This window comes from Hungatella sp. SB206 (assembly GCF_051132295.1).
In the GTDB taxonomy this organism is placed as follows: domain Bacteria; phylum Bacillota; class Clostridia; order Lachnospirales; family Lachnospiraceae; genus Hungatella; species Hungatella effluvii.
On sequence record NZ_CP096603.1, the window covers coordinates 6858031 to 6879908 of the forward strand.

The following is a 21878-nucleotide window of genomic DNA, read 5'->3' on the forward strand; positions in this document are numbered from 1 at the left end:
GTTCTTTTATTTCATCAATCCCTTTACCCGCTCCACAACAGCCGCCGGGGTCAAATGGTAATACTCCAGCAGTTCCTCCGGTGATCCCGACTGGCCGAAGGTATCTTCCATTCCAATGAATCCCATTGGCACCGGGCAATGCTGTGCAAGCGTCACTGCGACTGCGGACCCCAGTCCGCCGCGTATTACGCCCTCCTCAATGACCACCGCCCTGCCGGTTCTGGATGCCGATTCCACAAGCAGTGCTTCATCAAGCGGTTTTACCGTCGGCAAGTGCAGCACTTCCGCCTCAATTCCCCCGGCTGCCAAATCGTCGGCTGCCTGCATGGCTGCTGCAAGTAAGGAACCAGTCACCACCAGAGTCACATCACGCCCGTTTCTCATGACAATGCCTTTACCAATCCTGAATTCATAGGACGATCTGTCAAATAAAACCGGCTGCGGCTGCCTTCCAAACCGGATATAGACAGGTCCGTCATAGAATGCCATCGCCTTTACCGCCGCCTCCATCTCAACCGCATCGCCCGGATACAGCACCACCATATTGGGAATTGCCGCCATGATGGCCAGATCCTCCACCGCCTGATGGGTAGCCCCATCCCAGCCCACTGCAATGCCTCCGTGGCTGCCGCAGATTTTCACATTCAGTTTGGGATACGCCACCGAATTGCGTATCTGTTCAAAGGCCCTGCCCGCGGCAAATACCGCAAAGGTACACGCAAATGGTATTTTCCCCGCAGCCGCCAGCCCCGCGGCCGTGTCGATCAAGTCTCCTTCCGCGATGCCCACATTGAAAAAACGTTCTGGAAAGGCTTTCTGGAATACAGAGCTCATGGTAGCCTTTGATAAATCCGCATCCAGAACAACAATGTCACGATTTTCTGCTCCGCACGCCGCCAATGCTCTGCCAAAGGCTTCCCTCGTCGCAATCATTTCCCCCATATTAATTTCCCTCCAGTTCTGAGAGTGCGCGTGCGGCCTGTTCCGGCGTCGGCGCACCTCCATGCCAGGCGGCCTGATTCTCCATAAAGGAGACGCCCTTTCCTTTAATGGTATTTAAGATTATGCAGACCGGAGTTCCCCTGCTGCGTTTCGCCTCCTGAATTCCACCGAGAACCGCCTCCATGCTGTGCCCATCCACCGTGATCGTCCTCCAGCCAAACGCCTGGAATTTTGCCGCCAAATTCCGGTTTCCGATGACTTCCTCTATGGAGCCGTCTATCTGCAGATGATTGTAGTCTACAAATGCGATGACATGGTCCAGTCTATAATGGGATGCAGTCATGGCCGCCTCCCATACCTGCCCTTCCTCCGTCTCCCCATCTCCCATGAGACAGTAGGTGTAGAACTCTTTTTTATCCAGTCTTGCCCCCAGGGCGATTCCATTTGCAATGGAAAGTCCCTGTCCCAGCGATCCGGTGGACACATCGACACCCGGTGTCTTCTCCGCACAGGGATGTCCCTGAAGTATGGAACCAAGTGAACGGAGCGTGTCCATTTCCTTTACAGGGAAATACCCGCGCAGCGCCAATGCCGCGTACAGTGCCGGACAGGAGTGTCCCTTGGACAGGACGAATCTGTCCCGCTCCTCCCACAGAGGCTCCTCCGGCCTGATGTTCATCACTTCAAAATACAGAGCCGCCAATAAGTCCGCGCAGGATAACGCGCCACCCGGATGGCCGCTTCCCGCCCTGCTGACCGATGTAATAACCAGTTTTCTGATCTCTCCTGCCTTCTCCTCAAGCAGTCTGATATCGCTCATACTCATCCCCCTCTATCCTTTTACTGCTCCTGCCGTCATACCGGTTATTAGATTCTTCGAACACGCAAAGGTCACGATAAATGCCGGTATTGCTATAATGGTCGCCATCGCCATAATCTGCCCCCAATTGATTCCAAGGTCACTGATCATCAGTGATACTGCGGCCGGAAGTGTCCTCGTGCTGCGGTTGCTCAAAATAATTGCCAGAAGGAATTCATTCCACGCCGTCCGGAACGTAAAGACGCTGGTCACGGAGATTCCCGGCTTAATAAGCGGAACCACAATTCCCCAAAGAATTCTCATATAGCTGCATCCGTCAATCGCGGCTGCTTCCTCCAGTTCAAAGGGTATCTCTTTAATAAATATAGAAAGCATCCAGACATTTAACGGGATCGTCAGCCCCAAATATGCCAGGACCAGTCCACTAAGGCCTCCGGTCAGTCCGAATTTAGTCCACAGTACATACATCGGCACCGCGACCACTACCGGCGGCACCATACGAATCAGCACCGTACCCATGGAGAGGAGGCCGACCCCCCGGAAGTTAAATCTGGCCAGCGCATACCCCGACATGATGCACACCAGAATACTGACTGCCGTGGTGACAAGGGAGATGACGAGGCTGTTATAAAGGTACCGCGTAAAATTCAGTTCTGTCAGCACCGCGTGATAGTTAAAAAGCGCGGGGGCCGGCAGGAATTCCGGCGGCATATCAAATGCCTGGCTGCTGGTCTTAAAAGATGTGATTACCATAATATAGACAGGAAACAGAACCACTATGGCAATCAGAAGAACTACCAGCAGACGCAGCATAGTCCATAATGCGGAACGTGTCTTCATTATCGCTCTCCTCCCGTTAATGCTTGTCATCTGCTTCTTTGCCGCCCTTTACGAACACCGTCAGCATAATCAGCATAATCATCAGAATAATTGCAGTTGCAGACGCAGACCCAAGGTCCTGATTTACAAATGCGTCCTTGTAAATAGACATCGGAAGCGTCATCGTCGATATCCCGGGTCCACCGCCCGTCATGATAAATATGACCACCATGCTTCTCATGGATTCAATCATACGAAGAGTCAGTACCAGGCGTATGATATTCTTCATACATGGAAGTTTTACATGGACAAGCGTCTGGAAATAAGAAGCCCCGTCAACTACTGCCGCCTCCATCAAATCACTGGGAACGCTCTGCAGGCCCGATAGAAGAATTAAAAATACAAAAGGGGTCCACTGCCAAATCTCCGTGATGATTACAGACAGCAAAGCCGTTCCCTCACTGGACAGCCACGTTCCCGCCGGCACGCCAATAAGGCCAAGCAGATAGTTCAGCATCCCGAAGTTAGCATCGTAGATATACTTCCAGATAACGCCTACCACCACAGGGGAGATCATGACTGGAAGCATGAAAATACTGCGGAAGAAGCGGATGCCCGGCAGGTTCTTCTCCAGAAGAAGCGCTATGACCATTCCCAGAAGGAGCTGCACAAAGATAACAGATACCACGAAGATCAGCGTAGTCTTCATACTTGACCAGAACTGCGGATTTTGAAAGAGTGTTTTGAAATTATGCAGCCCTACAAAGGCAGGGGCATTTTTTAAATCAACCAGAGACCACTGGAAAAATCCGAGAATTAACCCGTACAGGATGGGAAATCCCATAAAAATGGTCATTACAATCACAGTAGGCGCCGAAAAAATGTATGGAGCAAGTCTTTTCGATATGCCTTTTTTCATTGAGTATCCTCCTCCATTTAGCCTATTTTATATATCCGCCTTCAACCATAATCTTTCTCACTGGCTCTTTGATCTCTTCCATAGCCGCTTTCGCGTCCTTTGCGCCTGTCATCACCTGATTGATCGCAACACCGAGAAGCTGTGACTGAATCCTTGTGATTTCCGGAATACCCGGACGCCAGTCCGGATTCGCATGGCTGACCGCTTCTTTTACCACTACAAACGCAGGCTGCGCTTCTAATACGTCCGGATCACTGAAGGTGGAGAGTCTGGAAGGCGTCACCGCCTTAAGCGCCAGTTTTTTGTCTGTATCCTTGCTTGTCAGCCACTGAAGGAAGAGGAAAGCTGCCTTCTTATTCTGGGAATTAGCCGGAATTCCCACGGCAAATCCACCAGCCTCAGTCTCAAGATAGCCATCATCCGCCTTTGGCTGGAGCGCAAATCCAACCGTATCGGCCACCTTCGACTTCTCCGGGTCCTGACACATTCCTATAAGCTTGTCCCGGTCAATAATCATGGAGGTCAGCCCCTGAAGGAATGCATTGTCAGAGGCTCCCAGGTCAAAGCTCTCAGCTCCTGGCGGCGAGTAGACCAGCATTTCTTTCATGAAATCCAGAGTCGCCAGAGAACCTTCATTATCAAAAGCCGGTTCCCAGTTATCATCAAACATCTCTGCTCCCAGCGATTTCCCCAGTGTAAACCAACTGTGGCAGGAATCCGCACCGCTGGAGGTACGCATGGACAGCCCATACATATTTGGTTCCTTCTCATGAATGATACGAGCCGCTTCCATCACTTCCCCATAAGTCTCCGGGACCTTTATGTCATATTTTTCGAACAGATCCTTTCGATATGCCATAATTGATGTCTCCGTTCCAAACGGAAGTCCTACCAGTTTTGCATCCGGACCATCTAAATAGTCCTTAACACCGTCCACTTTTCCGGCCAGTTCAAAAAAGGCAGGAGCGAAATCCTCAATATCGTATTCAGGATATGTAATAGAGGGATCTTCAAAATAGGGATCGAGTACTTCCAGTCCACCGGCACGGTTGTATTCCGACTTCCAGGAAACAATATAAGCCACTATGTCAAAATCGGACTCCGGTTTGCTGAATTCGAGAAGCTGTTTATCATGCAGATTGTTATTAGCCAGCACATCCAGCTCTACATTTATTCCCGTCAATTCCGTAAATTCCGGTATGTACTCCTTGACGGAATTCCAGTGCACGTTGTTGGGGACACTGGCAACTATGGTGGTACCGTCAAACTGTTTCCAGTCAAAGCGGCTCTCCTCTCCGGCGACGGTGTTTTCTGCCGCCTGCTCCTTTTCCGTCTGGGGTACCTGCTTAGTCTCCGTATTCCCCCCCTGATTGCTGCATCCGGTGCTGCCTAACAGCAGCATTGCACAAAGACCCATTGCAAGATTGCGTTGATGCATTTTTCTCATGTTGCTTCCTCCTTTTTTATTTTAATAAATAGGTACTTCTTTTGCGTTTAAGCAATATTTTCCCTTAGTTTCAAGATTTTCCATTTTATACCAGCATAATTTTCGTTAAAAACTCGTTAAAATATTAAAATTATCTCTCTTTATATTTTTTATGATAACACATATTTTTGCACAAGTCATTAGCGAATTACGCAAACGTTTTTGTATTTTATTTTTGTTTTCGTTTTATTTTCTTTACATTTTTTCGTTAATTTTCTCAATCATATTGCGTTTTTCCAGACATTTGTTATACTAAAATAAGATAGTATGAAAGATACCGCTGCAGGGCGGAAGAATGGAGTGTGAGGAAATATGAAACTGAAAGACATTGCTCAGGAGGCCGGAGTATCCATATCTACGGTATCGCGTGTTCTCAATGACAAGCACACCAATGCCGCCAGCAAGGAGGTCCAGGAACGAATCTGGACGGTCGTCAGAAAATACGGATATGTCCCTAACGATTCAGCAAGAAATCTGCGCAAAAAAAATCAGGACGACGCCCCTCTTAAGAAAAATGGGAACATCGCCTGTCTGTTTGCGCGTACAAGCGCCTTTACCGATATATTTTTTTCGTCACTGGCCCGCAGCATTGAGCAGGAGGTATTTAAACGGGGATACATCATAAAATACTCTTTCAGCGCCTTTGACATCGACAACACCAGTACGCTGAGTATGATCGAGGATAATCAGGTCGACGGAGTGGTAGTGCTCGGGCGCGGCGATAAGAAACTCTTTCAATTTTTAAAGAAACATTTTCGCTGTGTAGCCTATACCGGGCTGAATCCGGTAGATGCCAACTATGACCAGATTATCTGTGACGCCTACGGCGCGGGCTGCTGTGCCATGGAACATCTGCTGTCTCTGGGGCACACCAGCATTGGCTATATCGGAGACCGGGAAAATGAAAATTTATACCGTGCGTATGAGGACAGTCTGACCAAACACCATCTGCTGATATCAAAGAAGCTTGTAAACACAGTCAGGCATCTCTCCGGAGAGAGCGGGTACTTAGGCGCCCAGTCTCTCTTCGAAAAGAATCCCAATATGACAGCGCTCTTCTGCGGAAATGACATCACAGCTATCGGCGCCATGAAGGCAGCAAAGGAAGCGAAGATCCGGATTCCCGATGATCTGTCCCTGATCAGCATCGATGATATTGAGACCGTACAGTATTTATCGCCGATGCTCACAACCGTCCATGTGCCTGTGGATGAGATGGGGCAGATGGTCGCAAAAATCCTGATCGACAGGATTGAGGGAGAGCACACCATTCCCTTGAAGCTCTACTTGCCATTCTACCTGGCTGTCAGGGAAAGCTGCGACCGGCCTCCAGTGAAAAAAAGGTCTTAAGAATTGATATTTCCCCCAATATTCAGTATAATAGAAAAGCTGTGTATCCGTACGCCCTTTTCCAGGCTCCGGCCTTCGGCGTGTACACACGAGAAAAGAACATATTATTGGGGGAGATCTACTTATGAAAACAAACAACAAATGGGCCAGCAAGATGGGCTTTATCCTGGCTACCGCCGGCGCGGCCATCGGCCTTGGGAATCTCTGGAAATTTCCGTATCTAATGGGGCGCAACGGCGGATTTCCGTTCCTGATCGCTTATCTGTTTTTTATCTGCATCCTGGGTGTTCCCGTTATGATTACGGAGATGTCCCTGGGAAGAAAGACCGGGAAGAATCCCGTTCTCGCGTATGATACGATTCAGCCGCATGCCCGGATCGTCGGCTGCTTCGGCGTGCTTGCCGCCTTCGTCATCTTATCCTATTACGCCATTATCGGCGGCTGGATCATCAAATACTTTGCCAGCTATGCCACCACCTTTCAGCCGCCGGCCGATTTTGGTGCGTTTACGGCGAAGCCTGTGGAACCGCTGGTCTGGTTTTTCTTATTCATGCTGATTACCGGCCTGATCTGTTATTTCGGTGTCAGTGGAATCGAAAAGGCCAGTAAATTCATGATGCCTGCGCTGTTTATCATCCTGATAATTATTATTGTCCGCGGCGTTACTCTGCCAGGAGCCGGGGAAGGGCTTGCGTTTATCTTCTCTCCGCGTTTCGATGCATTTAACATTACGTCCGTCAGCGCGGCGCTGGGACAGGTTTTCTACTCATTAAGCCTCTGTATGGGAATCACCATCACCTACGGAAGCTATCTGGACAGAGATATCAGCATCCCTAAAAGCTGCATCAACATCGCGGCCCTGGATACCGTAATCGCGGTTCTCGCGGGAATCGCCATTTTTCCTGCTGTATTTGCCAGCGGATTGGAGCCGGCCTCCGGTCCCAGCCTGATCTTTGTCACACTTCCAAAAGTATTTGATGCGCTGAAGGGCGGATCCGTTTTCGCAACCCTTTTCTTCCTGCTGGTATTTTTTGCGGCCGTGACGAGTGCTGTCGCACTCCTGGAGGTATGCGCCTCCTTCGTCATGGGAACCTGGCACTGGAGCAGAAAAAAAGCCGTGCTTCTCTTAACCACGGCGATCTTCCTTCTTGGAATTCCCAGCTCCCTGTCCTTTGGGCCGCTGGCGGATATCTCCATACTGAACTATAACATTTTCGATTTCGTCTGCATGCTGACGGATAATATCTTCCTGCCTCTGGGCGGCATCTTCATGTGCTACTACGTCGCATGGAAATGGAATCCGGGAAAGCTGGTCGAGGAAATCGAACACGGCGGAGTGCGGTTTAAGCTGGCTAAAGCCTGGATTTTCCTGATTAAGTTTATTACGCCGGTGATGGTGGCGATCGTTACTATCACGGGATTTATCACGATCTACCATACTGTTACGGGCAGATAATCCATACTCCCCCGCTGACTGAATATTTGCAGAGATGCAGGAATATATTTAACCATATCTGTTGGGACAAAATATGGAGGAGAGATATGTGCACTGCAATCGCTGTTCAGACACCGCAAAGAGAAGTTTATTTTGGCCGTACCATGGATTTTTCTTATCCACTGGATCCGGAACTGTATTTTATTCCGAAAGGATATGAGTGGAAGAATCTTCTGAATACGCACAAAATCCGGAACCAATATAGTTTTATGGGGATTGGCCAGGATATTTCCAGGGTCTTCTTTGCGGACGGAGTGAATGAAATGGGATTTGCGGCCGCAGTTCTATATTTCCCGGATTATGCCGCGTATGATCCCATCGCCGCCCCGGATTCGAAGGGAATCTCTGTGGCCGCCATCGAGCTTGTCGGATTTCTGCTGGGCCTGTGTGCTTCCGTGGATCATGCCGCCTCCCTGCTCCGGACCATCCGAATCGTGGGGGTAGAAGACTCCATTACGCATTCCATCGCCCCGCTCCACTGGATTTTGACGGATAAGAGCGGGAAATGTATGGTTGCGGAGAAGACAGCCTCCGGCCTTCATTTAATGGATAATCCCATGGGGGTACTGTCTAACAGCCCCGGCCTCCCATGGCACCTGACGAATCTGCGCAACTTTATGAACGTGACTTCTGTTCAGACTCCTGAAAAAGAGTGGAATTCTGTCAGCCTTACGCCGTTCGGACAGGGCGGCGGCACCTTTGGACTTCCGGGTGACTTCACGCCTCCTTCGAGATTTGTGAGGGCGGCCTGGATGAAGAGCCATACTCCGATTCCGGAAAACAAACAGGAAGCCGTCAATACCTGTTTTCATATCATGAACAGCGTTACCATTCCGAAGGGCGCCGTCATGACCTCCCGCGGTACACCTGATTATACGCAGTATACTGCATTTATGAATCTTTCCACGCAGGAATACTTTTTTAGGACTTACGATAACAGCCGGGTTACAGCCGCGAAGCTCCCTGCGGCCGCTGGCCGAGATTCGAGGGCTGTGTCTCTGGGACGCATAAATAAACCGTCGGTGTTCGACCGGCGGGAAGTGTAGTGGAGAGAGGTATCGGATTGGAAGATATCGAACTGGGAGGTATCGGAGGCGGGAGTATCGGAGGCAGAGGTATCCATGGGGGCCGTATAATCGGTCGCTGCAGACTGCAGACAAACACAGTTTTTATAATTTTTTGATAAATGTATAATATTTATAATGTATAAAACGAAAGGGCACCAGATAATTCAAGCTATCTGGTGTCCTTTATACTATTCATTAAACTGGAATCAAACAATATCTATCATAGAATATCTTGAAAATAATTTAGAAAGTTCTTCTTTTTTCTTATTTCTTCGGACTCTTTATGTTTTTCTTCTTCATCGAGTTCTTGAACCACCTGTATATCACCTGTTCCCGAAAGAGCTTCAAGCAGCTTGCGTATCTCATTTTGGGCCAGGGAACCTGAACCCAAGGACAGACTCACCATTAAGATGAGAAATAATTTATATATCTTTTCTTTCATTCCTTCCTCCAATTAAATCTCTTCTTTTCTTTACTCTCATAATAAGTATGCGGCTTATACTCACTATCTGTTTGCATACAAAAAGAAAGCCATTGTTTGATTTTAAAAATGGCTTACAACCACCAGCACACTTGCAATGCTTGGAAAAAGATTTGATTCAATCGTTCAGACGTACCTTTTGATTAATTAATGTCCACTCATCAGGCAATAATATGAATAAGGCCGAAAAGTAAAACAGAAAAACTATGATAAGAAAAAGAAGCGGGCCGAATCCTTTTGGAACAGCTGCTGTTATCATTTCCGTATGAGAATTATTTTTGTTCAAAAATGATGCTTTAAAATGGGTAGTATCATCACCGTCTTCACTGGTAACGATACCTTCAGAAATCGCCATCGACTCAATTACAGCTGGCTTAGCTAATAATTCATAAAGATTATAATTACTACAAAAGAGCACATTCATAGTTAAGCCCATAGCAAAAAAAATCATAATGAAAAAGATTAAAATACGGAACAAATGATTTTTCTTATTATTTATTTCCATTATAACTCCCTTCTGAGCTGCCTCTACGTTCCATGTGGCCAGCTGCATTGGTTTTAATTCTATATATAGAGACGTCAGATAATTTCCATTTATCTTAATTATACAATAGTTCAGACCAGAAATACAGCGGCGCATACTTATTTTTGAAAATACACTGCTATACAATCAAATGAACTTTGTCTACAGTCTGAGACGGCCGTATAACCGGTCGCTTTTTCATGTGCCCTATTAACGCCTCAAAAGCCTTTCTTGACAATTCCGATATTTGTGGTAGACTAATATCTGGCTCCCAATAGTTTGTATACAAACTTTTCATATGCAAACTATTTTATCTGAATAAATCATATGGAGGTCTTATGGATAAAAGTCTTCACTATTTACTGATGGCAACCCACTCACTATTTCAAAAAAAGGTATTCAGCGGGCTCAGCGATTTGGGTCCCGGGCAGCCGAAGATTCTGGACTATCTCGGGCTTCATGATGGAAGTGTGCAGCGCCGGATCGCTCAGGGCTGCCAGATCGATCCGGCCACACTGACCGGTCTTCTTACCCGCATGGAGGAAAAGCAGCTGATTGAACGCCGGACCGAAGGCGGTGACCGCCGTTCTTTTCACGTCTATTTAACACCGCTTGGCTGGAAAAAGCAGCGGGAGGTAATGGAAGTTTTTCAAAAATGTGAAGAAGAAATCTGCGGCGGGCTAAGCGTTCCACAGACGGAAACGCTCAAAGAAACACTGACGGCCCTATGCCGCAATATGACTGATTTGGAGGTACTGCAATGACCCGCAGAGAATGGTGCAAACGATATCTGTTTTTTCTCGCCGGACTTTTTATTAACTCATTCGGCGTCAGTTTTATAACCAAGGCCGCTTTAGGGACTTCGCCAATATCCAGTGTCCCCTATACGTTAAGTCTTGGTTTTTCCCCTACCCTGGGTATGTTTACCCTGTATATGAGTATTGTGCTGATCCTGATTCAGATGATTCTGCTGCGCAAAGATTTTCCCCGCCAGTATCTGCTGCAGATTCCCGTTTCCTTTCTGTTTTCCTGGTTCATTGACATGACCATGGAACTGTTGGGATTCCTTTCACCTGCTGCTTACCCGGCCAAGGTCATATGCCTGCTGCTGGGTTGTGCCATTCTGGGGTTCGGAGTCTTTATGGAAATGGCCGCAGGCGTGGTGATGCTGCCTGGCGAATGCTTCGTCAATGCCATTTCCAGGACATTCCATACCGATTTTGGCAGAACCAAGGTGGCTTTCGATACCTCAGTCACCGCTGCCGCCGCCATCATTGGCATCGTCCTTTACAGGGAACTGGCCGGAGTGAGAGAAGGGACCATTGTGGCCGCTGTCCTTGTGGGTATGATCGCTCGCCGTCTAAACTGTACCATCGGGCCCAGAGTCAATCTCCTGCTGGTTCGGTAACACGACCGGTCTCTCTTTACCTCCCTTTGACTTCGACCAGTCTTCACACTCTGCTAACAGCGTTCCTGCATATCCTTTATGGCGAAAGCTGAACTGTTACAAATGCTTCGTTCATTTTCGATAGTTACATCTGCGGTACGCTTTCGATTTTATAGGTATTTAGACGCCAAGAGACGGGATACCTCAGAATTGCCCGCCACAATGTTATTAACCATGCTGGTATCTGCCTGGGCTCCGCTGTAATCAAGGACGCTTCCGCCAGCCTCCCGCACCAAAAGCATACCTGCCGCAAAATCCCAGATCTTCAGGCCGATCTCAAAATAGCCTTCCAGCCTTCCGCAGGCTACATGCGCGAGATCGAGAGCTGCGGAACCGCTCCTTCTGATATCCTGGCAGTCCAGGAACAGGCGTTTAAACAGCTCAAAGTTTTCATCTGCCTTCTCTTTGTGATAAGGCGAGGTACCTATGGCAATCAGACTTTCCTCCATCTGCGTGGCACCGCTTACCTTAATCCGTTCCCCATTCAAATAGCTGCCGCAGCCCTTTTTCGCCTGAAATAGTTCCTTACTATAGGGATTGTAGATCATACCAAGCACCACCTCTCCCCCGCCCATCAGAGCCAGGGAAATACAACTGGTATGGTAATCGTGAATCAGATTGGTGGTTCCATCCACCGGATCGAGCACCCACACGAGACCAGATTGATCGATTTCCTGGTTTGCCTTTTCCTCACTCAAGAACTGAATATAAGGATAAGAGGCCTCTAAATGCTCCTGAATATACTGCTGTACCGCGTAGTCCACTGCTGTTACGTAATCCGCAATACCCTTTGTTTGAATCTGTCCGGCGGCCGTTCTATCCTGAAACAGATTTCCTGCCTGCCGGAGAAAGTGCTCCAGCTCCTCAATATTGATATTTACAGCGTCCATTTTCATTATCCCCTTCTTTTTTTCCACAGAACTGCCGGAAAGAGCCCTGCATATCCGGCTTAGGCGGTATCCTGCTTATCTTTTGTTTCATAACAGTTTTCTAAAATTCATTTTTCTAAATAGTTACACTATATCAGATCACGGTTTAAATCTCAAGTCCGATATACCGCAGCAAACAAAGCGGCATAGCCAATATAGCCTATGCCGCTTAATTTGCTGTTTTTATAAGAGGTATTATCTTCAGACCGGTTATTAGATGAAATCAAAATCCTTTCCTAGAACGCCGCATACCTGAAGAAAAGCCATGACACTCTCTTTCTCCTTCTCCACATCCACACCGGCGCGTCCCAGCCTGTCGCAAAGTCCCAGAAGCGCCGCCTCCCGGATGTCCACGGAACGCTTCATCTCCTTCAGCTGTGCGCGTGCTGTCCCTTTTGTCACAAATAGGATTTGCATATGGTATCGCACCAGCCCGCAGACTGCATCAATAAACGCCTCATCTTCTGTAAAGACCAGAAGGAACTCACGCGCCAGTTCCGCCCCCTCCCTATCATGATTGTAGGAGGTGATCTTACCATTCCGGAATCTGGTAACGGATGGTTTTCCAATATCATGAAGAAGGGCAGCCCACATAAATACCTGCGGATTCTTGCTTTGTTCCCGGTGCTTAGCCGCCTCGTCTACTACCATCATTGTATGGATCCATACGCTGCCTTCCGGATGGTATTTCGGCGATTGCTCTGTCTGTTTCATTCGTTTCAGAAGATCGAAGGGGAAATGATTAAATTCTTCCGTTTCTCCTACTTTCTCCAGATACTCGGATGGACGGTCGTCCAGAAGGAGATGTGATTCTATTTTTCTGTATTGCTCTTCCCTGTATATCTCTTTTTCATTTCTGTCTTTTAAGCTCATAACCCTTTCTCCGTCAACTGCTCCAGTTTTTCTACTGGAGGCAAACATCTGCTTCCGCTGCAGAGATAGAACAGCATACCGTCTTCCGGCACCAGATAATCTCTGGTATATGGCGCCAGCTTTGCCAGTTCCATTTCATTGTCCGCAGTCTTCACCACGACGGCCAGTCCCGGCACCGTTTCTGACAGATACGCCAGACGGTTAAGCAGTGTCTTCTGCTCTGTATCGCGGACAGCAGGTGAAATCGTACAAACCAGTTCCTTTGACGGATACAGAACATTCATCATTGTCAGCAGCGCATAGCTGTGCCCGGAGGGATATCCCTCCATGGCGCCGGCCAGGTAATGCAACTGTTGATCCAGTATTTCCTGCCATTTTGACTCCCCCGTAATCTGTGCCAGCTGCTGAAGTCCCCGGGCAGCAGTCGAATTCCCGGAAGGCATTGCACCGTCATAAGTCTCCTTTGTCCTCACGATAAGCTGTTCTCCATCTTTTGCTGTAAGATAGAATCCGCCCCGTTCCCAGTCAAAAAACTGCTCAATCATCGTTTCCGCCCAAGCAGACGCACGCGCGAGATAATCTTCCTGGAAGGTCACCCTGTAAAGCTCCAGCAATGCGAGAATATAGCAGGCATAATCGTCCAGCTTTCCCTCTCCCGCAGCATCGCCATCACGATAGCGCACCATCAGCCGACCGTTCCTCGCAAGGTTTTTACGGATAAATGCTTCCGCCCGCACAGCCAGATCCACATACTCCGTCTCACCCAGCACAGCTCCGGCCTTCGCACACGCGCAGATCATCCAGCCATTCCAGGAAACCAGAATTTTATCATCCTTGTGAAGCCGGGTCCGCTGGATACGGTATTCATATAGTTTTTGAAGGTCAGCTATTTTCAGATCGTTTTCTGCCTGTTCCGCTTTTGTGTATTCCGCTTTTGTGTTTGCTTTTACATCTTCCTCATACGCTTCATTTCCCAACAGATTCGGTATGCTTTTTCCTTCGAAATTTCCATGCTCCGTAATCCCATAACGGTCACAAAATGCCGTCCCTGCGTTTTCGCCCAAGACTCTGCATATTTCCTTTGGAGTGAAAACATAATACTTTCCTTCTACGCCGTCGCTGTCCGCATCCTGTCCGCAATAGAATCCGCCCTGTGCATCCGTCAGTTCCGCCCCCACATATGCAAGAATCTTACGCGCCACGCCTCCATATAACTCACGGCCGGTCAGGCCGAAGGCTTCCACATAAGCCAGCGCCAACAGCGCATTATCATAAAGCATTTTTTCAAAGTGCGGCACCAGCCACCTTTCGTCCGTGGAATATCTGGAGAATCCGCCGCCAATATGGTCAAAAATTCCACCCCGGTACATCTGTACCAGCGTTGTTTCCGCCATAGTCAAAGCTTCCCGCTTCTTCTCTCTCGTTCCATATTCCATCAGAAACATCAGATTATGGGGTGTCGGAAATTTAGGTGCGCCGCCAAAGCCGCCATTCTTCTTATCAAAATTGCCTGCAAACTGCCGAAATGCCTGATGTACCAGATCCATTCCTGGCTCCGCCGACACTGTCGCCCGCTCCTGTTCTTTCAAGTACGCTTCGATCCGTCCTGCACTGTCTAAGAGTTTTTCCCTGTTTGTTTTCCACTGCCCTGCCACCGCAGTCAGCAGCTCTTCCAGCCCAACCCGGCCGTACCGTGCTTTAGGCGGTAAATACGTGCCCGAAAAAAACGGTTTGCACGCAGGCGTCATAATAATCGTGAGCGGCCATCCGCCCTGTCCATTCATGGCCTGGCAGACTGACATGTATACAGCATCCACATCCGGCCGTTCCTCCCGATCCACCTTTACACAGATATACTCCCTGTTTAAAAGCTTCGCGATTGTATTGTTTTCAAATGATTCGTGTTCCATCACATGGCACCAGTGACATGTACTTCCATGCAGAAAAGTCAGCTGTACCCAATAGATAGGAAAACAGGCTTATCCTCAAGCACTGCTTTCTCAAACGCTTCCCCGCCCCAGGGATACCACTGCACGGGATTGTAAGCGTGCTGCAGCAGATAAGGCGATTTTTCATTGATTAACCTATTGGGTATATTTTTATGATTGTCCACAGGACCACCTCCTTTCTGTAAAAAGAGGATATATTTGCAGCTGCAAATACACCCCCTATGAATGATCTGAAATTGATTGTTACCCTGTTATTTTCTCCCTGACAGCCATAAATTATACGCTGTCAGTCCGGGCACTGTTCAGACTCGTACCGCAGTTCCTCTCTGATTCTCCCTGTATACCATTGTTACGCTTTATTTCCAGACTGGATAAAGGAAATCAGTGCTTCCACATCTTCAAAATCATCGTAATCCCCGTTAATGCCTTCCCTGTGGTAAAGGACTCCATTCTTTTCATTGCGTTCCAGGCAGTCCAGCAGCGCTTCCACGCCGTACCGCTGAATAAATGTGCGGAATCCAAGCGGTTTTATTTTGCCCAGCAGCCCTTTGGAACAGGATTCGCCACAGGTGTAACAGCCTTCAATTCCTTTTTCCATGGAACAGTTCCGATTCTCGCACCAGTCCCGGCCCGGACATTCACCGGAATTACAGCCTGCGCACGTTTCATTCCCAGAACACAGACAGCAGGCAAGCCCGCATCTCGCTATACCCATTTCACGTTTCATTTGTATTTCCTCCATATCTTCCTTTCGACCCTATATACCGGTAAACGTGTTCTCTGTATTTCTCGTACTCGCCGCCAAATGTATCTGCCATATATTTTTCTTCCTGCAAAATCTGCATGTGCAGCATCAACATTGCGAAAATCGAAAACACCAGTAACACCGGATTAAAGAACATGAGCAGCAAGCCGATATACACCAGATCGAATCCCAGAAATGCAGGATTGCGGCTCATACTGTAGATTCCAGTCGTCACAATCTCCGTTTTATCACCTTCCGGTATCCCGGCCCGCCAGCTGTCCCGCATCGTATAAACAGAAGCTGCAAAACACGCCGCTCCGGCAAATGCTGCCAACGCCCCCAAATATCTGATCAAAGCAGGCATCCGGCTGGTTCCGGAGAGCAGGCTTATGATTTCCACAGCAGGGACCGCATAAGTCGCCGCCTTCATGGTCATTTCCACCCAGAACAGACGTCCCTTTTTTCCGCCTTTGGCAATGTGATCGGTTTGTATGCCCTGCTTCCTCTGCGCTGCCATTTTTCCAAAATAAACCCCATAAAAGAGGAGCAGCGCCATTAATCCCATCAGCTGAAATATCATGATTTTACCTGACCTCTCTGTGTATTTGTCTTTTCCCACTGTTCCTTTGTCATACAGGTGATATGTTCTGTGCGGGTATCCTTCATCAGTTCCCAGTGAATATTTTCATTGGTATGGTGATAAAGGAAGCCGCACTTTTCCTGAGAACGGCGGGATTTCTCATTTCCATCAAAATATCCGCACCACAGCTTTTCCATATGCAGTTCCTCGAAACTGTACCGAATCAGTTCGCGTGCCGCTTCCGGAATCAGCCCCTGGCCCCAATAAGGAACTCCGATCCAGTATCCGATTTCCGCTTCTGTATCGGGAATATTGAGATTGCTGTCTTTGCCAGCCATCAATCCAATACTTCCCACAGGGAGCATGGTCTCCTTTAAGACAACCGCATACGTTCCCTCCTTCGACAGGACATTCTTAATGATCTCCCGGCTGTTCTCCACGCTTGTATGTACTGGCCATCCTGCGATGGGGCCTACTCTGTCATCCTTTGCATAGTTGTATAAGTACTCCGCGTCCGCCTCATCCCATGGTCTGAGAATCAATCGGTCTGTTTCCAATCTGTCTGTCACAAGAATACCTCCTGTTATTGGTTTTGAATCGTCTTAAGTTCTATTATAAAGCGTTTTTGCTTATAATCAATGTATATTTTTGTTACTTCTATACTGCCTGGATTGCTGTTGTAAAGAGATTCCTTCGATTCCTTCAAAACACGCTTTTATGAATTGTTTTGATAATAAAAAGCAGATATGATCCATTCCCTTTGGAATGATATGATATCTGCTTTTATTTAAAGCTTCTTCTGTCCTTATAACTCCTTGATTTCATATCCGCCATCATCCGTTTTCTGAAACAGCGGAAGTTTCTGCAAAAAGATAATATCATCCCGCTCCGCCGCATTTCCCTCTGCGAGCACTGCTGCCTTTTTGGTGACGATTCCCCCGGCACTCTCCACCAGTGCCTCCAGCGCGTAAAGCGATTCTCCGGTGGAAATGACGTCATCCACAATACAAACCTTTTTCCCCTTGAGACTCTCTGCATCATGGCCGTCCAGGTACAAGTGCTGCTCTCCTGAAGTTGTAATAGAGTGTACCGACACCGACACGACTCCGCTCATATAGGATTTGATGCTTTTCCTTGCAACGATAAATTCTTTTTTTCCAAGAATTCTGCTGATTTCATAGGTCAGCGCAATTCCTTTGGCTTCCGCGGTTATAATGACATCCACATCCCCGATCTTCTCGGCAAGCTTAGGCGCGCAGGCCATAATAAGCTCCGTATCCCCCATAATGACAAAACTTGCAAATGCCAGATTATCCTCCAGATCAATAAAAGGCAGTTCCCGTTTTACACCAAATAGATTTAGTTCATAGTTTTTCATCAATGATTTCCTCCTTTACATGCCAAGAATTCTGGCTGCAATTCCGGCAAGCATTCCGAGAAACGGATTGGAGATTGCCGTGACAACGAGTGCACTTCCGCCCACTGCCGGATTAACCGCAAGCGCCGCAGGCGCATCCAGCACAAATGTCTTGAACAGGCCCAGCACAAACAGAAAGCCTGCAATGGACGAGGACGGAACGTAATTGCCGATTTTCGGAAGCAGGCCGCTTAAAAGAATCACGCCTACCACTACCATCATCGCAACGCCGGCCCATACCGGGTGGGGCGCATTTGCGGTAGCGGAAATAATTGACTCAACCGGTGCGCCGCCGAAGAAGGAGGAACCGATGTCCGCAAGGGACGAGATCAGGGTTAAATGATCCACATTAAAAGTATCTGCCCCCGCCATGCTGGCAGTAATCGCCCCGAAGGAAATGTTGGACCCGATATTTAAGCATACCATACCGAGTGCTCCAAAAATAACTGTTCCGTTTATCGTAAATTTCTGCCGCTTAAATTTATCGTCGGCAATAACAATATTCTTCTTTTCTTTATTCAAAACCGCAGAAGCAATGCTGGAAGCGATAACCGAAATAACAATTGTATAAACCAGCGTATTGGCACTGGATCTGGTCAAAAGATAGGTGATGACAGCCGCAGCCAGCGACACTCCGCCGGCAATGTGATCCTCCTTCACCATATTGACAGCCGCTTTCGTCAAGATCAGTCCCACGCCGGCCATCATTCCGTTCGCAATATCTGTCCCAATAAAATCCACAATTTTTGTGAGCATCCCACAAGCGCCGACCACCGCAAGAATGACCGCACCTATAAAGATCATGGTACACCGCTCCGAGCGGTTCCTGCCGCTGGTTCCCGCATAGGTTATGGTCTCCGCCTGAAATGAAATAGGCGCCACATTTCCCGTTATTACATTCCCTGCTGCTCCAATAAAAAACGCCATCGCCGTCGGGACAGCTGCAAATCCAAATGACAGCGCCAAAAGTCCCTGAGGAAGCGCGTTCAAAACAACACCAAATACGGCAAGTAAATCTGTAAGTAAAGCATTCATCATAATCTTTAGTCCCCCTTATTTTCATTAATTAGTTATACTTATAAATATTGTATCTTTTATAAGCATGTATTTTTAAAAACAATTTGCATTGTAGCATATTTTTTAATATAATAAAACTATCATTTTTACATATTTTATATAATATTTTTATTATATTAGTAAGGAGGTTTGCTCTATGACTTTAGAGTCTTACCGAAATTTTATTACGATTGTGGAATGCGGAAGTATTTTGGCCGCGGCGAATCAATTGCTGATCGCTCAGCCATCTTTGAGCAATCAGCTAAAAAATATAGAAGCCTATTATGGGGCGAAGCTGCTGATCCGAAACCGACACAAACTGGAACTGACCGATGCGGGGCGAGTCTTTTATCTGCATGCCAAAGAGATCTGCCAGGCCGAGGAGAAACTTCACAACGAGATTCACAACAAAAAGACAGCTTTTTCCGAACTGCTAAAGCTGTCAATCCCTGCGGGAAACTCCGCCTATTTTCTGCACCATCTCTTCGATGATTTCCGGGCGGCATACCCTAATGTCAATTTTGATTTTTATGAAATTCCCAGTGATTTTGCGATTCCCAATGTCTTAAACCACGTAACGGAGATCGGCCTCATACGTTCCAGCCTCCCCGGCTATGCCTCCCTGGCCGTCTACCCCTATGAAAAAGAGGAGATCGTCGCTATCTGTAAACCGGATCATCCTCTGATGCAAAAAGGTGATATTCTCGATATCGCTCAACTGGCAGATTACCCTCTGGCGGTTCCCTTTGACTGCCTGGACCTGGTCCGCTCTTCCTTTGGCCACCGCCTGCTTGCGCCGAATATCTCTATCATTACCTCCTCCAATGCGACCGCCATCGAGTGGGCCAGATCCTTCGGAACCGTCGCGCTGGCCTCACTGACAACCGCCGACTTTCAGCATATTAAGGATTTGGCAGTGAAACATTTTTCTGATGACAATCTGTTTATTACCAGCGCATTTATTGTTAATAAGGAGTATCCGCTGTCTCGGGCGGCACGGAATTTTCTGGGGTTTCATGGGGTTGATGTTGGGTAAGGGGACTTTAGGGCTCTCCCAATCTTATCATTCCCTTCTCAAAACTTCTAGCTTATTTTCTTTTTTATTTTAAGTATCCTCACCCGATTATCGCAGGCCTGTTTTGTGCGCATCAGCACTTGTGCTATATCCTGATGTGTTTTCTTTTTATGGAATTTTATTAAGATATCGTCTTCTTCCTTAGTCCAATGTGTAAAGTGCTTTTTCTTTTTAACCTGCATTCTACTGGCACGATGTTGACAAGCGCTGACAGTACGCCCAATTTGATCAGCAACCCACTGAGCACCTTTCTCCTCATAATACACTTTTAATAAATTATCTTCATCTACACTCCAAGCGCAACGATGATGATAGCAGTTTGGACTTCTCCGTTTCAATTTTAACTTACGAGCTTTATTCTCACATGCACTACAAGTCCTTCCTAAACGATTTGCAATCCACACGGCATCTTTATATGAATAATTATCCCTCAAAAATGTACACTCATCTTTTGTCCATCTAAAACTGTAAAATGCACCTTTGGTTTGCAATTTAGATATATTCTTAGCATTTTCGTGTTGGACTATCGCGGTGCTCGCATCCTCATCTCCTCCATAATACTCTTCATTTGATAAAAAAGGATTAAAAGAGATAAGATACGTTTCCACATGAGCAATAAAGTCGGATAGTATTTCATTAATTTGTTCTCCTTGATTATAACGAATACGCAACAACGGGATGCAAAATTGTTGACAAAAATTATTTTTAATTTCATCTCGCAGTCTTAGATTCTGCAACGCCGACTCATACTTATATTCCTGAAAATCAAAGAAATGTACTGGCCTAAAATGTTGCAGGCCGTCAAATTCTATTAATCCCGTAGGCTTATCAGGGAAATCCTGTTCCATCAGGAAGATGGCAAAATCAAACCGCAGTTTGTTTTTATATTTGCAATTTTCAAAGACAACTTCCTGCTGATATCGAATTCCTTTGTAGTCCAGAAACTTTTTTATTACATGAACCCCCATAGATTCTGTTTGCTTATAACTAATACCAAGGCGACCTGCACAATTCATACAAGCACTTGCACTTCTCCCATCGATGCGCTCAGCCACTTTAGCTCCTTCTAACGGGTAATACTGCCGAAGGATGCCTATTTCCTCCTTCGTCCATTTTAAGGTATTTTCAAAGATAATACCAAGCTTACTGGCCCGGCTTACACAGGCGCTGTGGGTGCGATTTAAAAGTACTGAAGTACCAGAAGGGCCAAACCTTGGATAGTATTCTTTTATAATATTCTCTTCCTCTTTCGTCCATGAATTATCAAAAATCAATCCCATTGTAGCTGCATGACTGCGGCAAGCGGACTCTGACTTACCAATAAGTTTTGCCACTGCGATTACCCCTTCCCTAGGGTAATGCTCCGTTAGTAACTGCTCATCTTCCTTACTCCATTTCAACTGATCAACATACTGAATGCCAAGACTTGATGCCTTTACCTGACAAGTGTTGGGCGAACGCTTCAAAAAAGAAGCAACCCCCACCGCTCCTACCATAGGATAATATTTCTTCAGATAATCCGTTTGTGTTTTTGTCCAATGGTAATCCCGCTTTATACCCAGTTTCCCTGCCCGGGCAATGCAACAGCTTTTGGAGCGCCCCAGTTGTTTGGCTACCCAGCCAGCACCTTTGTTTGCGTAGTTTTGCACAAGAATCTGCTCTTCCTCCAAAGACCAGCCTAAAACCCGGGTTATGTTTAAGTGATATGCTCGATTTCGACATGCTGCCGGAACACGGTGTAATAATTCAGCTACAGCTTTAGAACCAAGGGTGTGATAGTTTTCTATTAAGAAATGATCTTCTTTTTTACTCCAATTTTTATCGGAATTCTGTTCTTTCCTTGGCGTTTTTCTGATGTAATTACTCATATTATTAATACCACTTTCTTCAACCACATTCAAACAT

At 47.1% G+C, this 21878-nt stretch carries 23 protein-coding genes; 6 read left to right on the plus strand and 17 right to left on the minus strand.

Annotation, left to right across the window (positions count from 1 at the left end; translation table 11 throughout):
- Positions 1 to 6: 6 nt before the first annotated feature.
- From M1L66_RS30500 to M1L66_RS30520, 5 genes are read right to left on the minus strand one after another with little or no spacing between them, the layout of a single operon-like run.
- Positions 7 to 942, minus strand: a complete 936-nt coding sequence (locus tag M1L66_RS30500; RefSeq protein WP_434689392.1) for a transketolase family protein — start codon at positions 940 to 942, stop codon at positions 7 to 9.
- A gap of 1 nt (position 943) precedes the next feature.
- On the minus strand, positions 944 to 1762 hold the full coding sequence (locus M1L66_RS30505; RefSeq protein ID WP_434689394.1) for a transketolase: 819 nt from the start codon (positions 1760 to 1762) through the stop codon (positions 944 to 946).
- Positions 1763 to 1774: 12 nt separating this feature from the next.
- Entirely contained in the window at positions 1775 to 2602 is an 828-nt protein-coding gene (locus M1L66_RS30510) for a carbohydrate ABC transporter permease (RefSeq protein WP_187020487.1), read from the minus strand.
- A 16-nt stretch (positions 2603 to 2618) separates the two neighbouring features.
- On the minus strand, positions 2619 to 3500 hold the full coding sequence (locus M1L66_RS30515; RefSeq protein ID WP_187020489.1) for a carbohydrate ABC transporter permease: 882 nt from the start codon (positions 3498 to 3500) through the stop codon (positions 2619 to 2621).
- Between the two features lie 22 nt (positions 3501 to 3522).
- Complete coding sequence (locus tag M1L66_RS30520; RefSeq protein WP_187020491.1) at positions 3523 to 4947, minus strand: extracellular solute-binding protein; 1425 nt, start codon at positions 4945 to 4947, stop codon at positions 3523 to 3525.
- A gap of 351 nt (positions 4948 to 5298) precedes the next feature.
- Here M1L66_RS30520 and M1L66_RS30525 point away from each other — a divergent pair, with 351 nt between their 5' ends.
- The 3 genes from M1L66_RS30525 (at position 5299) to M1L66_RS30535 (ending at position 8877) form a co-directional block, all read left to right on the plus strand.
- A complete protein-coding gene (locus M1L66_RS30525) occupies positions 5299 to 6336 on the plus strand; it encodes a LacI family DNA-binding transcriptional regulator (RefSeq protein ID WP_117630534.1) in 1038 nt (345 codons plus the stop codon).
- 124 nt (positions 6337 to 6460) lie between these two features.
- On the plus strand, positions 6461 to 7792 hold the full coding sequence (locus M1L66_RS30530) for a sodium-dependent transporter (protein WP_434689397.1): 1332 nt from the start codon (positions 6461 to 6463) through the stop codon (positions 7790 to 7792).
- An 86-nt stretch (positions 7793 to 7878) separates the two neighbouring features.
- The gene (locus M1L66_RS30535; protein ID WP_187020496.1) at positions 7879 to 8877 is read left to right on the plus strand and encodes a choloylglycine hydrolase family protein; all 999 of its coding nucleotides are present in this window, start codon (positions 7879 to 7881) and stop codon (positions 8875 to 8877) included.
- Positions 8878 to 9118: 241 nt separating this feature from the next.
- Here the strand turns inward: M1L66_RS30535 and M1L66_RS30540 are convergent, their stop codons facing one another.
- Together M1L66_RS30540 and M1L66_RS30545 are read right to left on the minus strand one after the other, a co-directional pair.
- Positions 9119 to 9340, minus strand: a complete 222-nt coding sequence (locus M1L66_RS30540) for a hypothetical protein (protein ID WP_187020497.1) — start codon at positions 9338 to 9340, stop codon at positions 9119 to 9121.
- Between the two features lie 157 nt (positions 9341 to 9497).
- On the minus strand, positions 9498 to 9884 hold the full coding sequence (locus M1L66_RS30545) for a hypothetical protein (protein ID WP_434689399.1): 387 nt from the start codon (positions 9882 to 9884) through the stop codon (positions 9498 to 9500).
- 356 nt (positions 9885 to 10240) lie between these two features.
- Between M1L66_RS30545 and M1L66_RS30550 the strand changes: the two genes are divergently transcribed.
- Both M1L66_RS30550 and M1L66_RS30555 read left to right on the plus strand, forming a co-directional pair.
- The gene (locus M1L66_RS30550; protein WP_187020501.1) at positions 10241 to 10666 is read left to right on the plus strand and encodes a MarR family winged helix-turn-helix transcriptional regulator; all 426 of its coding nucleotides are present in this window, start codon (positions 10241 to 10243) and stop codon (positions 10664 to 10666) included.
- Positions 10663 to 11310, plus strand: a complete 648-nt coding sequence (locus tag M1L66_RS30555) for a YczE/YyaS/YitT family protein (protein ID WP_187020502.1) — start codon at positions 10663 to 10665, stop codon at positions 11308 to 11310. Before M1L66_RS30550 ends, M1L66_RS30555 begins: the two co-directional genes overlap by 4 nt.
- Positions 11311 to 11459: 149 nt before the next feature.
- Here M1L66_RS30555 and M1L66_RS30560 read toward each other — a convergent pair whose 3' ends face one another.
- From M1L66_RS30560 to M1L66_RS30600, 9 genes are all read right to left on the minus strand, one after another.
- Complete coding sequence (locus M1L66_RS30560; RefSeq protein WP_187020504.1) at positions 11460 to 12239, minus strand: inositol monophosphatase family protein; 780 nt, start codon at positions 12237 to 12239, stop codon at positions 11460 to 11462.
- 252 nt (positions 12240 to 12491) lie between these two features.
- Positions 12492 to 13151: an HDIG domain-containing metalloprotein gene (locus tag M1L66_RS30565; RefSeq protein WP_434689402.1), complete on the minus strand. Its 660-nt coding sequence runs from the start codon at positions 13149 to 13151 to the stop codon at positions 12492 to 12494.
- Positions 13148 to 15061, minus strand: coding sequence for a thioredoxin domain-containing protein (locus M1L66_RS30570; protein ID WP_434689404.1), 1914 nt, complete (start codon positions 15059 to 15061; stop codon positions 13148 to 13150). Before M1L66_RS30570 ends, M1L66_RS30565 begins: the two co-directional genes overlap by 4 nt.
- Positions 15062 to 15099: 38 nt before the next feature.
- The gene (locus M1L66_RS30575) at positions 15100 to 15264 is read right to left on the minus strand and encodes a DUF255 domain-containing protein (protein WP_080633338.1); all 165 of its coding nucleotides are present in this window, start codon (positions 15262 to 15264) and stop codon (positions 15100 to 15102) included.
- A gap of 185 nt (positions 15265 to 15449) precedes the next feature.
- Positions 15450 to 15827 carry a DUF3795 domain-containing protein gene (locus tag M1L66_RS30580; RefSeq protein ID WP_434689406.1) on the minus strand — a complete coding sequence of 126 codons (378 nt, stop codon included), beginning with the start codon at positions 15825 to 15827 and terminating at the stop codon, positions 15450 to 15452.
- The gene (locus tag M1L66_RS30585) at positions 15817 to 16425 is read right to left on the minus strand and encodes a methyltransferase family protein (RefSeq protein WP_187020511.1); all 609 of its coding nucleotides are present in this window, start codon (positions 16423 to 16425) and stop codon (positions 15817 to 15819) included. The genes M1L66_RS30580 and M1L66_RS30585 overlap by 11 nt, the downstream gene beginning before the upstream one ends.
- On the minus strand, positions 16422 to 16994 hold the full coding sequence (locus tag M1L66_RS30590; RefSeq protein ID WP_187020512.1) for a GNAT family N-acetyltransferase: 573 nt from the start codon (positions 16992 to 16994) through the stop codon (positions 16422 to 16424). Before M1L66_RS30590 ends, M1L66_RS30585 begins: the two co-directional genes overlap by 4 nt.
- A gap of 236 nt (positions 16995 to 17230) precedes the next feature.
- Positions 17231 to 17803: a phosphoribosyltransferase family protein gene (locus M1L66_RS30595; RefSeq protein WP_187020514.1), complete on the minus strand. Its 573-nt coding sequence runs from the start codon at positions 17801 to 17803 to the stop codon at positions 17231 to 17233.
- 15 nt (positions 17804 to 17818) lie between these two features.
- The gene (locus tag M1L66_RS30600) at positions 17819 to 18880 is read right to left on the minus strand and encodes an NCS2 family permease (RefSeq protein ID WP_434689409.1); all 1062 of its coding nucleotides are present in this window, start codon (positions 18878 to 18880) and stop codon (positions 17819 to 17821) included.
- Positions 18881 to 19055: 175 nt separating this feature from the next.
- Between M1L66_RS30600 and M1L66_RS30605 the strand changes: the two genes are divergently transcribed.
- Positions 19056 to 19934 carry a LysR family transcriptional regulator gene (locus tag M1L66_RS30605; protein ID WP_187020515.1) on the plus strand — a complete coding sequence of 293 codons (879 nt, stop codon included), beginning with the start codon at positions 19056 to 19058 and terminating at the stop codon, positions 19932 to 19934.
- Positions 19935 to 19981: 47 nt separating this feature from the next.
- On the opposite strand, the gene M1L66_RS30610 is transcribed toward M1L66_RS30605, so the two are convergent.
- Positions 19982 to 21874, minus strand: coding sequence for an SANT/Myb-like DNA-binding domain-containing protein (locus M1L66_RS30610; RefSeq protein WP_434689411.1), 1893 nt, complete (start codon positions 21872 to 21874; stop codon positions 19982 to 19984).
- Positions 21875 to 21878: the final 4 nt, after the last annotated feature.

What these genes read in the sequence shown, in the direction of transcription:
- M1L66_RS30500 (WP_434689392.1), bottom strand. Translation starts at nt 942, where the DNA reads ATGGGGGAAATGATTGCGACGAGGGAAGCCTTTGGCAGAGCATTGGCG.
- M1L66_RS30505 (WP_434689394.1), bottom strand. Translation starts at nt 1,762, where the DNA reads ATGAGCGATATCAGACTGCTTGAGGAGAAGGCAGGAGAGATCAGAAAA.
- M1L66_RS30510 (WP_187020487.1), bottom strand. Translation starts at nt 2,602, where the DNA reads ATGAAGACACGTTCCGCATTATGGACTATGCTGCGTCTGCTGGTAGTT.
- M1L66_RS30515 (WP_187020489.1), bottom strand. Translation starts at nt 3,500, where the DNA reads ATGAAAAAAGGCATATCGAAAAGACTTGCTCCATACATTTTTTCGGCG.
- M1L66_RS30520 (WP_187020491.1), bottom strand. Translation starts at nt 4,947, where the DNA reads ATGAGAAAAATGCATCAACGCAATCTTGCAATGGGTCTTTGTGCAATG.
- M1L66_RS30525 (WP_117630534.1), top strand. Translation starts at nt 5,299, where the DNA reads ATGAAACTGAAAGACATTGCTCAGGAGGCCGGAGTATCCATATCTACG.
- M1L66_RS30530 (WP_434689397.1), top strand. Translation starts at nt 6,461, where the DNA reads ATGAAAACAAACAACAAATGGGCCAGCAAGATGGGCTTTATCCTGGCT.
- M1L66_RS30535 (WP_187020496.1), top strand. Translation starts at nt 7,879, where the DNA reads ATGTGCACTGCAATCGCTGTTCAGACACCGCAAAGAGAAGTTTATTTT.
- M1L66_RS30540 (WP_187020497.1), bottom strand. Translation starts at nt 9,340, where the DNA reads ATGAAAGAAAAGATATATAAATTATTTCTCATCTTAATGGTGAGTCTG.
- M1L66_RS30545 (WP_434689399.1), bottom strand. Translation starts at nt 9,884, where the DNA reads ATGGAAATAAATAATAAGAAAAATCATTTGTTCCGTATTTTAATCTTT.
- M1L66_RS30550 (WP_187020501.1), top strand. Translation starts at nt 10,241, where the DNA reads ATGGATAAAAGTCTTCACTATTTACTGATGGCAACCCACTCACTATTT.
- M1L66_RS30555 (WP_187020502.1), top strand. Translation starts at nt 10,663, where the DNA reads ATGACCCGCAGAGAATGGTGCAAACGATATCTGTTTTTTCTCGCCGGA.
- M1L66_RS30560 (WP_187020504.1), bottom strand. Translation starts at nt 12,239, where the DNA reads ATGGACGCTGTAAATATCAATATTGAGGAGCTGGAGCACTTTCTCCGG.
- M1L66_RS30565 (WP_434689402.1), bottom strand. Translation starts at nt 13,151, where the DNA reads ATGAGCTTAAAAGACAGAAATGAAAAAGAGATATACAGGGAAGAGCAA.
- M1L66_RS30570 (WP_434689404.1), bottom strand. Translation starts at nt 15,061, where the DNA reads ATGGAACACGAATCATTTGAAAACAATACAATCGCGAAGCTTTTAAAC.
- M1L66_RS30580 (WP_434689406.1), bottom strand. Translation starts at nt 15,827, where the DNA reads ATGAAACGTGAAATGGGTATAGCGAGATGCGGGCTTGCCTGCTGTCTG.
- M1L66_RS30585 (WP_187020511.1), bottom strand. Translation starts at nt 16,425, where the DNA reads ATGATATTTCAGCTGATGGGATTAATGGCGCTGCTCCTCTTTTATGGG.
- M1L66_RS30595 (WP_187020514.1), bottom strand. Translation starts at nt 17,803, where the DNA reads ATGAAAAACTATGAACTAAATCTATTTGGTGTAAAACGGGAACTGCCT.
- M1L66_RS30600 (WP_434689409.1), bottom strand. Translation starts at nt 18,880, where the DNA reads ATGATGAATGCTTTACTTACAGATTTACTTGCCGTATTTGGTGTTGTT.
- M1L66_RS30605 (WP_187020515.1), top strand. Translation starts at nt 19,056, where the DNA reads ATGACTTTAGAGTCTTACCGAAATTTTATTACGATTGTGGAATGCGGA.